Origin of the sequence: Pseudomonas sp. LAIL14HWK12:I1 (genome assembly GCF_003202095.1) — a bacterium.
Lineage (GTDB): Bacteria > Pseudomonadota > Gammaproteobacteria > Pseudomonadales > Pseudomonadaceae > Aquipseudomonas > Aquipseudomonas monteilii.
Genome location: NZ_QJKG01000008.1, coordinates 211,302 through 225,742, shown reverse-complemented (window position 1 = coordinate 225,742; position 14,441 = coordinate 211,302). Strand labels below are relative to the sequence as shown.

General features: G+C 62.9%; 14 protein-coding genes. 6 read left to right on the top strand and 8 right to left on the bottom strand.

The window, feature by feature from the left end; translation table 11 throughout:
- The first annotated feature begins 58 nt into the window (after positions 1-58).
- The 3 genes from hslO to D906_RS20260 all read left to right on the top strand — a co-directional run bounded on the left by hslO (position 59) and on the right by D906_RS20260 (position 3,267).
- Positions 59-958: an Hsp33 family molecular chaperone HslO gene (hslO, locus tag D906_RS20270; protein WP_019096894.1), complete on the top strand. Its 900-nt coding sequence runs from the start codon at positions 59-61 to the stop codon at positions 956-958.
- Between the two features lie 179 nt (positions 959-1,137).
- The gene (locus D906_RS20265) at positions 1,138-2,679 is read left to right on the top strand and encodes a phosphoenolpyruvate carboxykinase (protein WP_019096893.1); all 1,542 of its coding nucleotides are present in this window, start codon (positions 1,138-1,140) and stop codon (positions 2,677-2,679) included.
- 147 nt (positions 2,680-2,826) lie between these two features.
- Positions 2,827-3,267 (top strand): thioesterase family protein, encoded by a 441-nt coding sequence (locus D906_RS20260; protein ID WP_019096892.1) that lies wholly within the window; start codon positions 2,827-2,829, stop codon positions 3,265-3,267.
- Between the two features lie 57 nt (positions 3,268-3,324).
- On the opposite strand, the gene D906_RS20255 is transcribed toward D906_RS20260, so the two are convergent.
- From D906_RS20255 to fdhD, 3 genes are all read right to left on the bottom strand, one after another.
- Positions 3,325-3,807, bottom strand: a complete 483-nt coding sequence (locus D906_RS20255) for a glycine zipper domain-containing protein (protein ID WP_019096891.1) — start codon at positions 3,805-3,807, stop codon at positions 3,325-3,327.
- A 196-nt stretch (positions 3,808-4,003) separates the two neighbouring features.
- Positions 4,004-6,349, bottom strand: a complete 2,346-nt coding sequence (locus D906_RS20250; RefSeq protein WP_019096890.1) for an FdhF/YdeP family oxidoreductase — start codon at positions 6,347-6,349, stop codon at positions 4,004-4,006.
- A 5-nt stretch (positions 6,350-6,354) separates the two neighbouring features.
- Entirely contained in the window at positions 6,355-7,185 is an 831-nt protein-coding gene (fdhD, locus tag D906_RS20245; RefSeq protein WP_016714470.1) for a formate dehydrogenase accessory sulfurtransferase FdhD, read from the bottom strand.
- A gap of 177 nt (positions 7,186-7,362) precedes the next feature.
- On the opposite strand from fdhD, the gene lysM reads away from it, so the two are divergent.
- A complete protein-coding gene (gene lysM, locus D906_RS20240) occupies positions 7,363-7,803 on the top strand; it encodes a peptidoglycan-binding protein LysM (RefSeq protein WP_019096889.1) in 441 nt (146 codons plus the stop codon).
- Positions 7,804-7,853: 50 nt separating this feature from the next.
- On the opposite strand, the gene yrfG is transcribed toward lysM, so the two are convergent.
- On the bottom strand, positions 7,854-8,516 hold the full coding sequence (gene yrfG, locus D906_RS20235) for a GMP/IMP nucleotidase (protein WP_019096888.1): 663 nt from the start codon (positions 8,514-8,516) through the stop codon (positions 7,854-7,856).
- A gap of 64 nt (positions 8,517-8,580) precedes the next feature.
- Between yrfG and nudE the strand changes: the two genes are divergently transcribed.
- Positions 8,581-9,147 (top strand): ADP compounds hydrolase NudE, encoded by a 567-nt coding sequence (gene nudE, locus D906_RS20230; protein WP_027615952.1) that lies wholly within the window; start codon positions 8,581-8,583, stop codon positions 9,145-9,147.
- Positions 9,144-9,962, top strand: a complete 819-nt coding sequence (cysQ, locus tag D906_RS20225; RefSeq protein ID WP_019096887.1) for a 3'(2'),5'-bisphosphate nucleotidase CysQ — start codon at positions 9,144-9,146, stop codon at positions 9,960-9,962. The genes nudE and cysQ overlap by 4 nt, the downstream gene beginning before the upstream one ends.
- Before the next feature lie 112 nt (positions 9,963-10,074).
- Here the strand turns inward: cysQ and D906_RS20220 are convergent, their stop codons facing one another.
- From D906_RS20220 to rfbC, 4 genes are read right to left on the bottom strand one after another with little or no spacing between them, the layout of a single operon-like run.
- Positions 10,075-10,530 (bottom strand): YiiD C-terminal domain-containing protein, encoded by a 456-nt coding sequence (locus D906_RS20220; RefSeq protein WP_019096886.1) that lies wholly within the window; start codon positions 10,528-10,530, stop codon positions 10,075-10,077.
- Positions 10,530-11,936 (bottom strand): sigma-54 dependent transcriptional regulator, encoded by a 1,407-nt coding sequence (locus D906_RS20215; RefSeq protein WP_016714476.1) that lies wholly within the window; start codon positions 11,934-11,936, stop codon positions 10,530-10,532. The genes D906_RS20220 and D906_RS20215 overlap by 1 nt, the downstream gene beginning before the upstream one ends.
- Complete coding sequence (locus D906_RS20210; protein ID WP_027615951.1) at positions 11,933-13,747, bottom strand: ATP-binding protein; 1,815 nt, start codon at positions 13,745-13,747, stop codon at positions 11,933-11,935. The genes D906_RS20215 and D906_RS20210 overlap by 4 nt, the downstream gene beginning before the upstream one ends.
- Positions 13,748-13,789: 42 nt before the next feature.
- The gene (rfbC, locus tag D906_RS20205; RefSeq protein ID WP_019096884.1) at positions 13,790-14,335 is read right to left on the bottom strand and encodes a dTDP-4-dehydrorhamnose 3,5-epimerase; all 546 of its coding nucleotides are present in this window, start codon (positions 14,333-14,335) and stop codon (positions 13,790-13,792) included.
- Positions 14,336-14,441 lie beyond the last annotated feature (106 nt).

Here is a 14,441-nt window from a genome sequence, read left to right as displayed (position 1 = left end):
CAGGTTTTTCGATAACCCTTGTAACCATTTTGTCACCATTTTTAGATAGCCAAAACCTATGAGCGATTTGCCTGATACCGATTTCACCCAACGTTTCATCTTCGACGAGCGCGATGTGCGCGGCGAGTGGGTGTCTCTCGACGACAGCTACGCTGCGGTGCTGGCGCGTCATGAGTACCCTCAGCCGGTCAAGGCACTGCTTGGCGAACTGATGGCCGCCACCGCCTTGCTGGTGGGAGCATTGAAGTTCGATGGCCTGCTGATTCTGCAGGCGCGTTCCGCAGGGCCGATTCCCCTGCTGATGGTGGAATGTTCCGGTGACCGCGACATCCGCGGCATGGCCCGTTACGAGGCAGACCAGATTCCGGCAGATGCCACCCTGTCGCAGTTGATGCCCGACGGCCACCTGACCCTGACCATCGATCCGGTCAAGGGCCAGCGCTACCAGGGCACCGTGGACCTCGATGGCGCCAACCTGTCGGAGTGCTTCACCAACTACTTCGTTCAGTCGCAACAGCTCAATACCCGCTTCTGGCTCAATGCCGAAGCCGGCAAGGCCCGTGGCCTGCTGCTGCAGCAACTGCCGCGTGATCGTCAGCCGGACGACGAAGAGCGTGAAGAAAGCTGGCAGCACGTCGTGGCATTGGCCACCACGCTCAAGGCTGATGAGTGGGCGCTGGACAATGAAACCCTGCTGCACCGCCTGTACCACGAAGACGCCGTGCGCCTGTTCGATATCCAGCCACTGCGCTTCAATTGCAGCTGCTCGCGCGAGCGCTCCGGTAATGCGCTGGTCAGCCTGGGTGAGCACGACGCCAAGGCGTTGGTGGAAGAATGCGGCGGGACGGTGGAGATCGATTGCCAGTTCTGCAACGAGCGCTATTTCTTCGATGCCAGCGATGTGGCGCAACTGTTTGCCGGTGGTGGCACGGACGTCGCCTCAGAAACTCGTCACTGAAACGTTTAATTGCAGGGAAATCTCCTGTCGAATTGCGCAAAAGCGCGGTTACGACAGGAGGGGCCTACTTTTTTTGGGCGTTTCTGGCATAATCCGGCCACTTTTTTCGCTGTAGTAGTTTTTTCAAGACAACTACAAAACGTTTGGAGCACTCGGCCTCGGGCCGGATGGGGTATCTCATGACGCAAGCCAACAACACCGTGTACACCGACCTGAGCGTCGATGAGCTGGTAAAAGAAGCGCTGCAACGCGGTGAAGGCGTACTAGCCGATACTGGTGCACTGGTCGTGGAGACTGGTCACCGTACTGGCCGTTCGCCGGCTGACCGTTTCATCGTCGAAGAACCTTCCACCCAGGACGCCATTTCCTGGGGCCCGATCAACCGCAAGTTCCCGGCCGACAAGTTCGATGCCCTGTGGGACCGCGTCGAGGCGTTCAACAACGCCCAGGATCACTTCGTTTCCTACGTTCACGTAGGGGCGGCCGCCGAGCACTACCTGCCGGTTAAGATGACCACCCAGACTGCCTGGCAGAACCTGTTCGGCCGTTGCCTGTTCATCAACCCGGAGCAGTTCAACCCGGCTGGTCGCGACCAGTGGCAGGTCCTGAACGTCGCCAACTTCGTCTGCGAGCCTGAGCGTGACGGCACCAATTCCGATGGTTGTGTGATCATCAACTTCGCCCAGAAGAAGGTGCTGATCGCTGGCATGCGCTACGCCGGCGAAATGAAGAAAGCCATGTTCTCGGTGCAGAACTTCCTGCTGCCAGCTGCCGACGTGCTGCCGATGCACTGCGCGGCCAACATCGGCGAAGAAGGCGATGTGACCCTGTTCTTCGGCCTGTCCGGTACTGGCAAGACCACCCTGTCGGCCGACGAAAGCCGTTACCTGATCGGTGACGACGAGCACGGTTGGGGCGAAGGCGTTGTCTTCAACATGGAAGGCGGCTGCTACGCCAAGTGCATCGACCTGTCCGAGAAGAACGAGCCGGTCATCTGGAAAGCCATCAAGCACGGTGCGGTGCTGGAAAACGTCGTGCTCGACGCCAACAAGCACGCCGACTACACCGATGTCAGCCTGACCCAGAACAGCCGTGCGGCCTACCCGCTGGAGCACGTTGCCAAGCGTTCCGAAGCGAACCTGGGCGGCGAGCCTAACGCAGTCATCTTCCTGACCTGCGACCTGACCGGTGTTCTGCCACCGGTTTCGATCCTGAACAACGAGCAGGCGGCCTACCACTTCCTGTCCGGCTACACCGCGTTGGTCGGTTCGACCGAAATGGGTTCGGGCGGCGGCATCAAGTCGACCTTCTCCACCTGCTTCGGCGCACCGTTCTTCCCGCGCCCGGCTGGCGAGTATGCCGAGCTGCTGATCAAGCGTATCAACGGCTTCAACTCCAAGGTCTACCTGGTCAACACCGGCTGGACCGGCGGTGGCTACGGCGTTGGCAAGCGCTTCAGCATCCCGACTACCCGTGCCGTGATCGCTGCGATCCAGAGCGGCGCGCTGATCGGTGCTGAAACCGAGCACCTGGACATCATCAACCTGGACGTGCCTAAGGCCGTTCCGGGCGTTGAAACCGAGCTGCTCAACCCGCGCACCAACTGGGCTGACAAAGCGGCCTACGACGAGGCCGCCAAAGGCCTGGCCAAGCTGTTCATCGAAAACTTCAAGAAGTTTGAAGTTTCCGACGCCATCAAGGCTGCTGGTCCACAGCTGTAAGCTGAACCCGCGCAACGAGAGAGCCGCCCTTAGGGGCGGCTTTTTTGTTTCTGCAGACCGGTGCGGTCATTGTGGGAGCTCAGGCAGCGCAAAGCTGGATTTTCTGTTTCACTGTCAGCACCAATTGCGAAGACTAGAGCCAGACAGATGACCGAATCCCCTCAGCGCACTGCCTTCTCCCACTTCCACCCCATCCTTACCCGCCCTCAGGACAACGACCTGAACGGCCATATCGCCGGCGCCACCGTGCATGGCTTCTTCGAAACGGCCATTCAAGCGTTTCTTGTAGAGCAGGCCGAGCTGGACCTGCGTGACGGTGAACTGGCGGCCTTCGTGGTCAGTTCGGCGGCGGACTTCTACGCGCTGCCGGGCTTCCCGGATGTGCTGGAGGTGGGCTTGGGCGTGACGCGCCTGGCGGGCAGTACGGTGGAGTACCGCCTGGCGCTGTTCCGCCCAGGCGAGCCGGAGGCGTGCGCGGCAGGCACGGTGGTGCAGGTGTTCATCGAACGTGCCAGTGGCCGGCCTGTGACGCTGCCAGAGGCGCTGCAGGTGATCCTGTCCGGCCTGGTGCTGGAACCACAGGTATAAAAAAGCCCCGCCGGCAGGGGGCGGGGCTTTTTGTTGCCGGGGCGAGGCCCTCAGGCATTAGTCGCGCCAGTGGCGCTTGTGCTTGCGGTGGCCGTAGTGGTGCCCACGGTCCCAGTGGCGACGGTCGTCGTCGTAGCCACGACGGTAACGGCGGCCATCGTGGTAGTCGTCCCTGTCGGCCTCCTTGCCCATGTAGTTACCCAGTGCGCCACCGGCACCACCGCCGGCTGCTGCGCCAATGTAGCTACCGGTGGTGCCGCCCACCGAGCGCCCCACCACGTTACCGCCTGCAGCGCCCAGTGCGCCGCCGATAGCGGCCTCACCGCGCTGGCGCTTGTCGGCGCCCAAGGCACCGCCGGCTGCGCCGCCAAGACCGGCACCAATGGCGCCACCGGTGCTACCACCGATGGAGTTGCCCACCACTGAGCCCAGTACCCCACCCAATGCGCCGCCAATGCCGGCCTCGGTGGTGCCGCCTGCCATGGCCACGCCGCTGAGCAAGCTAAAAGACAACAACAGAATCGAGGAGTACTTCTTCATCAAGAGAGCCTCATAAGGATGACGAGGCGAATGTGAGGCTATCGAGCGTGGCTGGCAATGGAAATCCGACGAGTAACACGAGTTGTACACAATTCTCTAAGTTACTGTATTTGCTGTGAAACTTTATCGATTTTCGGCTGTCTGAGACCTTTATGACAAAGCCCTTAACCGTTACGGAACAGGGCTTTTTTCGTTTTTACAGGATACGCCCGCCGTCCAGCGCCCGCTCCAGTTTGATGGCGATGAACTTCGAGGTTGGCGTATGGCTGCCATCGCCAATACTCTCCAGCGGCACCAGCGGGTTCACCTCGGGGTAGTACGCCGCCGCCTGTCCGGCCGGGATATCGAAGGCCAGCAGGGTGAAGCCCTGCACCCGGCGCACATGCTCATCCCCCCACAACGAGACGATGTCCACTTTCTGCCCCGGCTGGAAGCCCAGGCGGATGATGTCGGCTTCGTTGGCAAACAGTACCTCGCGCTGGCCGCGCACACCACGATAGCGGTCGTCCAGGCCGTAGATGGTGGTGTTGTACTGATCGTGCGAACGCATCGATTGCATGATCAGATCCGGCAGTTGGCCGCTGGCGCGCACGCGCTCGTCGAGCAACGTATCCGGCAGCAGGTTGGCCTTGAAGTTGGCGCGGCCGGTGCTGGTCTTCCACTCGCGGCTGGCGGCGCTGTTACCCAGGTAGAAGCCGCCGGGGTGTTGCAGGCGCTGGTTGAAATGACTGAAGCCCGCGATGGTATCGCCGATCAGGTCGCGAATACGGTCGTAGTCGGCCACCAACCAGTGCCAGTCCACCGGTTGCTTGCCCAAGGTGGCAGCGGCAATGCCGGCTACCACTGCCGGTTCCGAGCGCATCTGTGAGGACAGAGGCTTCAGTTGCCCGTTTGAGGCATGGACCATGCTGAACGAGTCTTCCACCGTGACAGCCTGCGGCCCGTCGGCTTGCAGGTCGATGTCGGTGCGGCCAAGGCACGGCAGGATCAGCGCCTGCTTGCCATGCACCAGGTGGCTGCGGTTGAGCTTGGTGCTGATGTGCACGGTCAGTTCGCAATTTCGCAGCGCCTGGGCGGTACGTTCGGTGTCTGGCGTGGCTTGGGCGAAGTTGCCGCCAAGACCGATGAATACCTTGGATCGGCCATCCAGCATGGCGTGGATCGCTTCGACGGTGTTGTGGCCGTTGTGCCGCGGTACGGGGAAGCCGAAGCGTTTCTCGATGGCATCCAGCAGCGCGACCGGTGGGCGTTCGTTGATGCCCATGGTGCGGTCACCCTGCACGTTGCTGTGCCCGCGTACCGGACACAGGCCTGCGCCTGGTGCGCCAATGTTGCCGCGCAGCATCTGCAGGTTGACGATTTCCTGGATGGTCGGCACCGAGTGGCGGTGCTGGGTGATGCCCATCGCCCAGCACATGATCACCCGTTTGCCGCGGCAGTACATGCGCGCAGCCAGCTCGATATCCGCCAGTGTCAGGCCAGACTGTGCCTGGATGTGTTCCCATGGTGTGGCATCCACCACTGCCAGGTACTCGTCGACGCCATGGCCATGTTCAGCGATGAACGCGTGATCGAACACGGCCGGTTCGCCGTTGGCCTGGGCCTCGCGTTCCCACTGCAGGACGAACTTGGCCATGCCGCGCAGCATTGCCATGTCGCCGCCCAGCGCCGGGCGGAAGAAGGCGGTGTTGGTCGGCCGGTCGCTGTTGGTGAGCATCTCCAGCGGGTTCTGCGGGTGCTGGAAGCGTTCAAGGCCACGTTCCTTGAGCGGGTTGATACACACCACCTGGGCGCCACGCTTAACCGCATCGCGCAGCGGGTCGAGCATGCGTGGGTGGTTGGTGCCAGGGTTCTGGCCCCAGACGAAAATCGCATCAGCATGCTCGAAGTCGTCGAAGGTGACGGTGCCCTTGCCGACCCCGACGCTCTGCCCCAGGGCAACGCCACTGGCTTCGTGGCACATGTTCGAGCAGTCGGGGAAGTTGTTGGTGCCGTAAGCACGGACGAAAAGCTGGTACAGGTAGGCCGCTTCGTTGCTGGCGCGCCCCGAGGTATAGAACTCGGCCTGGTCAGGGGTGGCCAGTTTGTTCAGCTCGCGGGCGATCAGGGCGAAGGCAGCATCCCAGCTGATGGGTTGGTAGCGATCGCTGGGGGCGTCGTAGACCATTGGCTCGGTCAAACGGCCTTGGTATTCCAGCCAGTAGTCGCTCTGTTGTAGCAGCGACGTGACGCTATAGCGGGCAAAGAAGGCCGCATCCACGCGGCGCTTGGTCGCCTCCCAGTTCACCGCCTTGGCGCCGTTTTCGCAGAACTTGACCATGCCGCTTTCCGGCGAGTCGCCCCAGGCGCAGCCGGGGCAGTCGAAGCCGCCATTCTGGTTGGTTTTGAGCAGGGCGCGAATGTTCTTTAGCGCGTTGTCGCTGCCGACCCAGGCCTTGGCCACGCTGCGCAGTGCACCCCAGCCACCGGCGGGGCCGTGGTAGGGCTTGTAGCGAGGGGTGGAGGCTGGGGCGTTGTCCGGAAGGGGCTGGTACGAGGTCACGGCTGTTACGACTCCGCCGCTGGGCTGTAGACCCGCGGTGCGCTGTGCTTGGGCAAATGGATGAGGTTGAGGTTGTGCTTGCGCGCCCATTGCAGGGCAAGGCCGGTGGGCGCCGACAGGCTGACCAGGGTCTGGATGCCGGCACGCAGCACCTTCTGGATCAGCTCCAGGCTGCAGCGGCTGGTGACGATGGCCAGGCCGCCCTGGCTGTCGATGCCTTGGCGCAGCAGTGCGCCGATCAGCTTGTCGAGGGCGTTGTGCCGGCCGATGTCTTCGCGGCCGAGCAGCAATTCGCCATGGCGGTCCATGAACAGCGCTGCATGTACGGCGCCGCAATGCTGGCCCAACGGCTGGAAGGCATCGATACGCTCACGCAGGCCGGCCAGCCACTGGGCCGGGGGCAAGGGCGCACCGGGCAGTACGGCCAGGTCCGGCAGGGCCTGCTCCAGCGCTTCGACCCCACACAGGCCGCAACCACTGGTGCCGGCCAGTTGGCGGCGCTGGTTTTTCAGGTTCCAGAAGGCCCGGCTGGAGATTTCCAGGTCGGCATACATCGCCGAACCGCTGCCAGAGAGCTTCAGGTCGTAGATTTCTGCCGTGCCTTCGACAATGCCGCTGCCAACGCTGAAACCGACGGCAAAGTCTTCCAGGTCGGTGGGGCTGACCAGCATCACTGCCTGGTTGAGGCCGTTGTAGACGATGGCCAAGGCTACTTCTTCGGCCAGCGGCGTGCTGTCACGTTTGGCGTCACTGAGCTGAACGTAATCGTAGGTGTTGCTGGCGGCGGGCATGGACAAGGGCGATGAGGCCGCGCAGACCGGAGGTTTGCTGTTCATCGGGGGTGTTGAATACCGGCGGCTTTCTGATAGCACAAGCCTAGGCTTGCGGGCCGGCGGCGTCTAATCGCTAGGGTCTATGCCGTGATAGACCGCGTCGATTGGTCGCACAGGGGCGGGAGTGGAAAAGCTGGCCTAGACTCGTGTGTCCGAGGTTTCGTCAACAAGGAGAACGCAATGAGCCTGTTCAGTTTCGTGAAGGAAGCCGGCGAGAAGTTGATCGACCTGCTGACCCCCGGTAATGCCAATGCCGAGGATCAGCTCAAAGAGCACGTGGCCAAGGTTGGCCTGGGCAACCCGAACATCAGTGCCACTGTAGAGGGTGACAAGATTATCCTCAAGGGTGAGGTGGCCAGCCAGGAGGAGAAGGAGAAGATCATTCTGGCGGCGGGCAATATCAATGGAGTAGCCAGTGTGGAGGACCAGATTACCGTGACCGGGCCGGTGGTGGCGGCGGCCAGGTTCGTTACGGTGAAGAAGGGCGACACGCTGTCGGCCATCTCGGTGGTGGTTTACGGCAATGCCAACCAGTACAACAAGATTTTCGAGGCCAATAAGCCGATGCTCAAGCACCCGGACAAAATCTATCCGGGGCAGGTGCTGCGTATTCCTGAGTGATTTCTACTGCCTGTGAGGGCCTGTTCGCGGGCTTGCCCCCCAAGAGGCCCTCACAGGCCGACCAACAATTCCCGGTAATCCTCGACCGCTGCAAATTCCTCGGTATCCCGCGGCCCAGCCTGGCTATCCGGCTGGCGTACCGCCAACAAATGCCCCACACCAAACCGCCGCGCACTGCGCAAAATCGCCAGCGTGTCATCGATGAAAAGGCTGCGCGCCGGCTCAAAACCGATATCCGCCTGCAACGCATCCCAGAACTGCGGGCTCTCTTTCGGGTAGCCATAATCGTGCGAGCTGATCAGCCGCTCGAAATACGGCGCCAGCTCTACCCGCTCCAGTTTCAGCGACAAAGAATCACGATGCGCATTGGTAATCATCACCACCCGCTTGCCGGCTTGGCGAATCGCCGCCAGGAAAGTGTCGGCATCCGGCCGCAGGGCAATCAGGTCGGCGATTTCCTGCTTCAGCTCGCGAATCGGCAGGCGCAACTCGCGGCTCCAGAAGTCCAGGCAATACCAGTTCAGCGTGCCGGCATTGCGTTCGAACAGCGGCTGCAGCTCCATTTCCGCCATGGCCCGGCTTACTCCGTGCAGCTCGGCATAGCGTTGGGGCAGGTGCTCCAGCCAGAAGCGGTTGTCGTAGTGCAGGTCGAGCAGGGTGCCGTCCATGTCCAGCAGGACGGTATCGATGGCAGACCAGGGAAGAACAGGCATGGGAAACTCTCGTTCAGTCGGCAAGCCACGGTATAGTAACCCGTTCACGCCAAGGAGCCGCCCCATGCGCCAGAAACCCACCGTCCTCAGCCGCGAAATCGTCGCCAGCAGCCGCCTGTTCCGCGTCGAAGCCGTGCAATTGCGCTTCAGCAATGGCAATGAGCGTACCTACGAGCGTTTGGTAGGCCGGGGCAACGGCTACGGGGCGGTGATGATTGTGGCCATGCTCGACGCCGAACACGCCGTGCTGGTGGAGGAGTACTGTGGCGGCACCGATGAATACGAGCTGTCGTTGCCCAAAGGCCTGATCGAACCGGGCGAAGACGTGCTGGCGGCCGCCAACCGGGAGCTCAAGGAAGAAGCCGGTTTTGGCGCACGTCAGCTGGAGCATCTGACCGAGCTGTCGCTGTCGCCGGGCTACATGAGCCAGAAGATCCAGGTGGTGTTGGCCAGCGACCTGTACGAAGAACGCCTGGAAGGCGACGAGCCAGAGCCGATGCGGGTCGACAAGGTCAACCTGCGCGAGCTGTCGGCATTCGCCATGCACCCGCAGTTCACCGAAGGACGCGCCTTGGCGGCGCTGTACCTGGCGCGTGACCTGCTGATTCAGCGGGGGCTGCTGGAGCTATGAACGACCTGCAACTGATGCATGAAGTGGTCAAGCTGGCGCTGATGGCGGGCGAGGCGATCCTGCCGTTCTGGCGCGCCGATGTTGCGGTTACCAACAAGGCTGATGACTCGCCGGTAACCGCCGCCGATCTGGCAGCGCACCGGGTAATTGCCGATGGCCTGTTGGCGCTGGCCCCGCACATTCCGGTGTTGTCCGAAGAAGACTGCAACATTCCGCTGGCCGAGCGCCAGGGCTGGAGCCGCTGGTGGCTGGTCGACCCGCTGGACGGCACCAAGGAATTCATCGCGGGCAGTGAGGAGTTCACGGTCAACATCGCCTTGGTTGAAAACAGCGAGGTGGTGTTTGGCGTAGTGTCGATGCCGACCAATGGGCGCTGCTACTTTGGTGGGCGCGGTTTGGGGGCTTGGCGTGCGGAGGCCGGTGAGGTTGCCCAGCCTATCCAGGTGCGCAACGCACCGGCACAGGGCGAGCGCTTTACCGTGGTGGCCAGCCGTCGGCATTCCAGTCCGGAGCAGGAGGCGCTGTTGGCCGGGCTGGGTGCCGCTGTGGGTGAACTCGAGTTGGCCAATATTGGCAGCTCGTTGAAATTCTGCCTGTTGGCTGAGGGCAGCGCCGATTGTTATCCGCGCCTGGCGCCGACGTCGCAGTGGGATACTGCTGCGGCGCAGGGAGTGGTGGAAGGGGCTGGCGGCGAAGTGATCGGGTTGGATGGCTTGCCGTTCCGCTACCCGGCGCGGGATTCGCTGCTGAATCCGTATTTCCTGGCATTGCCGGCCAATGCTACGTGGCGCCAGGCCTTCCTGAAGCTGATCTGACGCGTATCACCCTACCCTGTGGGAGCGGGTTCACCCGCGAAGAATCCAGCGCAGTGCACGGCACCGGCTTCGCCGGTGTTCGCGGGTAACCCCGCTCCCAAAGGGATCCGCGTTAGCGGTGCAACACGTACTGGCCGCTGAATTTCACGGCAGGCTCGTCACTGCCGACATTGCTCACCGTGGTCTCCAGCGTCAACCGCGCCCGCCCGCGACGCTGGTACATGTTCACGAACCGCTCCCAGGTTTTCTCATCCGGCGCCGTGCAGCGCGCCACCGCTGCGCCGGTAACCGGCAGCGGGTAACTGATCTGCCCCTCCTGGATGACGATATGCCCGTCATCGATCCCCAGCTCACGTAGGCGAAGGTGCAGCCAGCCCCAACCCGCCAGCACCGCGGCGCAGTACAAGCTGCCGCCGAACATGGTGCTCTTGTGGTTGACGTTGGCCGCCAGTGGCAATTGCAGGCGCAGGGTGTGCTGCTGCCAGTCGAGTACTTCCAGCCCCATTTCGCGGGTCAGGGGGATGTCGCCGTGCAGGACGGACTGCAGGTATTGGCTATCGGTGTTCATCAACGGTTATCCTCATGGTCGTCATGCCCGCCGCTGCCGCCGTCAAAGCTCAAACCGTGCTTGCGCAGCTTGTCGTGCAGGGTCTTGCGGGGGATGCCCAGCGCCTCGGCCAGGCTGCGCATGGAGCTGTGTGGCTGGGCCAGTTCGGCAGCGATCAGCGAGCGTTCGAACTGCTCGACCTGTTCGCTCAGGTTGCCAATCAGCGCTGGTGCTGCGGGTACTGCTGCCGGTGGCGCCTGACCGTCCAGGGCCAGTTCCAGGCCAAGGGCGAAGCGTTCGGCCGCGTTCTGCAGCTCGCGTACATTGCCTGGCCAGTCGTGGCGCAGCAGCACGGCGCGCTGGGCTGGTTGCAGGGTGTGCGGTGGCAGGCCATGACGCTGGCTGGCAGCGTCGGCGAAGTGCTGGAACAGCACCAGAATGTCGTCGCCGCGTTCGCGCAGCGGTGGAATACGCAGCGGTGCCACGTTCAGGCGGTAGTACAGGTCAGCGCGGAAGCGGCCTTGGTCGGCAGACTGGCGCAGGTCTTCCTTGGTCGCGGCGATGATGCGGATGTCCAGCGGGATCAACTGGTTGCCGCCCAGGCGTTCGACTACCCGCTCTTGCAGCATGCGCAGCAGCTTTACCTGCACATCCAGGCTCATGCTCTCGATTTCGTCGAGGAACAGCGTGCCGCCGTTGGCAAACTCGAACTTGCCGATGCGGCGTTTCTGCGCGCCGGTGAATGCGCCCGGCTCATGGCCGAACAGTTCGCTCTCGACCACCGACTCGGCCAGCGCGCCGGCATTGATTGCCACGAACGGCCCCTCGCGGCGGCTGGACAGATCGTGCAGGGCGCGGGCCACTACTTCCTTGCCTGCGCCGGTTTCACCCAAAATCAGCACATCGGCGCGGGTACCGGCCAAGGCGCCGATTTGTTCGCGCAGGCGCAGCATGGACGGCGAATGGCCTACCAGCCGGGTGGCCAGTTGCTGGCGGTCGCTCAGCGCCAGGCGCAGGCTGCGGTTGTCCAGCACCAGGCGGCGCAGCGCCAGGGCGCGGCGTACGCTGTCGAGCAGGGCGTCTGTGGCAAAGGGTTTTTCCAGAAAGTCATAAGCCCCGGCGCGCATCGCCTGCACCGCCAGCGGTACATCGCCGTGGCCGGTAATCAGCAGCACCGGTAGCTCACTGTCGCGGCCATGCAATTGCTCCAGCAGTTGCAAGCCATCGATGCCGGGCATGCGAATGTCGCTGACCACCACGCCGGGCCAATCGGCCTCGATACGGTCGGCCAGGCCTTGGGCATCGGCCAGGGCGACCACCTTGAGGCCGGCCAGGTCCAGGGTCTGGCTCAGTGCCTGGCGCAGGTGCGGGTCATCGTCGACCAGGATGACCTGGGCTCGGTTGTCGATCAGTGTCTCGGTGGTCATGCCGAGGTGTCCTCCGAATTGGGCAAAGTAGCGCCAGGCGCGGCCACGCGCAGCTGCAAGGTCAGCAGCGCGCCCCCTTCCGGGTGGTTGGCCAGCAGCAGTTCACCGCCCAGGGCACGCATCAGGCTTTCACAGATGGCCAGGCCCAGGCCCAGGCCCTGGGTGCGGGTCTTGGTGGTGAAGAATGGCTCCTTGGCGTGCTCCAGGGCCTGGCGGCTGAAGCCAGGGCCGTTGTCGCGGATGTACAGGTAGACGCAGTCATCGCGTTGCTCGGCACTTAGCCACAAGCGGCGCGGGTTGGCTTTTTCGGTCAGGGCGTCGAGGGCGTTGGCCAGCAGGTTGCCCAATACCTGACGCAGGCGGGTTTCGCCGGCTTGTACCCACAAGGTGGCCTCGGGCAGGTCGCGGATCAGTTCCACGGCCATGGCCCGGCGGCGCTTGGCCAGCAGCGCCAGGGCATCGTCCAGAGCAGGCTGCAGGGCTACGCTCTCCGGGGCGTGCCGGTCGCGGCGGGCGAAGGCACGCAGGTGGGCGATGATCGAGGCCATACGCCCAGTCAGTTCGCCAATCAGCTTGAGGTTGTCGCGGGCGTCTTCGGTGCGTTGGTGGTCGAGCAGGATCTCGGCGTTTTCCGCGTAACTGCGAATGGCCGCCAATGGCTGGTTCAGCTCATGGCTGATGCTGGCCGACATGGTGCCGAGAACCGACAGCTTGCCGGCCTGCACCAGTTCGTCCTGGGCACGCACCGCTTCCTGCTGGGCGTTCTCGCGCTCCAGCACGGCGCTTTTGAGGCGGGAGTTGAGGCCTTCGAGGTCGGCCGTACGTTCGGCCACACGCTTTTCCAGCTGCTGGCGGCCACGGGCCTCGAAGTCGATTCGGTCGATGTAGTGGCGGCGCCGCTGCATCACCAGCCCGGCCAACAGCATCACCACCAGCAGGGTGCCTGCGCCGATGGCCATTACCGTCTGTACCGAACGGTCGACCAGTAGGCGAGGGGCGAGAATGCTCACTTGCCAGCCGGTTTCCTTGATATCGCGGGTCTGGGTGATCCAGGCGTCCGGGTTGAGCACCAGCGGTTGCGGTGCCTGGGTCGGGTAGGGCTGGATGGCGATGATGGCCTGGCGTTCGGCTTCGGTCAGCACACGGGTAGCGCGGAAGCGCCAGTCAGGCCGCGAGGTGAGGATGACCACGCCATTGTGGTCGGTCAGCAACAGCTGCTCGGGGGTGCGGCCCCAGAGGGTCTCGGTGTGGTCGAGGTCAACCTTCACCACCAGTACGCCAACGACACGCTCACGGTCCCGCACGGCGGCGGCAAAGAAGTAGCCGCGTTTGGCCGAGGTGGTGCCCTGGCCGAAAAAACGACCCAAGTGGCCGGCCATGGCTTCGTTGAAGTAGGGGCGGAAGGCGAAATTGCGGCCGACGAAGCTGTCGTGCTTGTCCCAGTTGGAGGCGGCCAGGGTGTTGCCGCTGATGTCCATCAGGTACATCACCTCGGCGCCGGTCTGCTGCACGATGTCCTTGAGTAGTCGGTTGGCGTTGGTTACTGCTTCCAGGCGGAACGGGTCGACCAGTACACCCCGCAGTGCCGGCAGGTCGCCAAGGATTTGTGGCAGGGTCTCATAACGGTGCAGGGTACCGAGCAGGTTGGCGACGTACAGGTCGAGGGTCTGGCGGTTCTGCGAGGCCAGTTCATCCTGGTAGTAACGCTCGGCCAGGTGATGCAGGGGCCACAGGAGCGGGGCCAGGCACAGGGCCAACAGGGCCAGGCTGCGCCAGCGGGGACGGCGTGGGGGCGTGGGTTTTGCAATCATCACGTAAATGCGCCAGAAAGGTCTGGCGCAATTATGCGCTAGTTAAGGCAGCAGTTCCGCCTCTGCCAGTGGCAGGCCGACCTTGTCCTTGTCTGATAACACCGGCGGTTGCTGCAGCCCCCAGTTGATTGCCAATTGTGGGTCGTCCCAGCGGATGCAGCGGTCGGCGTCCGGGTTGTAGTAGTCGGTGGTCTTGTAGAGAAACTCGGCCGACTCGCTCATTACTGCAAAGCCATGGGCGAAGCCGGGTGGAATCCACAGTTGACGGTGATTGTCGGCCGACAGATGCACGGCGACCCATTGGCCGAACGTTGGCGAGCTTTTGCGCACGTCCACGGCGATATCACGGATTTCCCCCTGCACTACGCGCACCAGTTTGCCTTGGGTGTTTTTTACCTGGTAATGCAGCCCGCGCAGTACGCCCTTGATGGAGCGTGAGTGGTTGTCCTGGACGAATTCGGCATTCACGCCGGTTTGCCGTGCGAACTCACGCGCGTTGAATGCTTCGAAGAAAAAACCACGGCTGTCACCGAAAACCTTCGGCTCGATGATCAGTACTTCAGGGATTGCAGTAGGAATGATGTTCATAGCGGCTCGCTGGCCCGTTGCCCAAGTATTGACCCTAGTCGGCCCCGCCGGATTTTTCCGCCGGGAGCTGTAACAGGATGCATAAGGTGTGGCTATGGTAGACGTC

Coding starts and splice junctions, on each gene's coding strand:
- hslO (WP_019096894.1), top strand. CDS start 59: ATGAGCGATTTGCCTGATACCGATTTCACCCAACGTTTCATCTTCGAC.
- D906_RS20265 (WP_019096893.1), top strand. CDS start 1,138: ATGACGCAAGCCAACAACACCGTGTACACCGACCTGAGCGTCGATGAG.
- D906_RS20260 (WP_019096892.1), top strand. CDS start 2,827: ATGACCGAATCCCCTCAGCGCACTGCCTTCTCCCACTTCCACCCCATC.
- D906_RS20255 (WP_019096891.1), bottom strand. CDS start 3,807: ATGAAGAAGTACTCCTCGATTCTGTTGTTGTCTTTTAGCTTGCTCAGC.
- fdhD (WP_016714470.1), bottom strand. CDS start 7,185: ATGAACAGCAAACCTCCGGTCTGCGCGGCCTCATCGCCCTTGTCCATG.
- lysM (WP_019096889.1), top strand. CDS start 7,363: ATGAGCCTGTTCAGTTTCGTGAAGGAAGCCGGCGAGAAGTTGATCGAC.
- yrfG (WP_019096888.1), bottom strand. CDS start 8,516: ATGCCTGTTCTTCCCTGGTCTGCCATCGATACCGTCCTGCTGGACATG.
- nudE (WP_027615952.1), top strand. CDS start 8,581: ATGCGCCAGAAACCCACCGTCCTCAGCCGCGAAATCGTCGCCAGCAGC.
- cysQ (WP_019096887.1), top strand. CDS start 9,144: ATGAACGACCTGCAACTGATGCATGAAGTGGTCAAGCTGGCGCTGATG.
- D906_RS20220 (WP_019096886.1), bottom strand. CDS start 10,530: ATGAACACCGATAGCCAATACCTGCAGTCCGTCCTGCACGGCGACATC.
- D906_RS20215 (WP_016714476.1), bottom strand. CDS start 11,936: ATGACCACCGAGACACTGATCGACAACCGAGCCCAGGTCATCCTGGTC.
- D906_RS20210 (WP_027615951.1), bottom strand. CDS start 13,747: ATGATTGCAAAACCCACGCCCCCACGCCGTCCCCGCTGGCGCAGCCTG.
- rfbC (WP_019096884.1), bottom strand. CDS start 14,335: ATGAACATCATTCCTACTGCAATCCCTGAAGTACTGATCATCGAGCCG.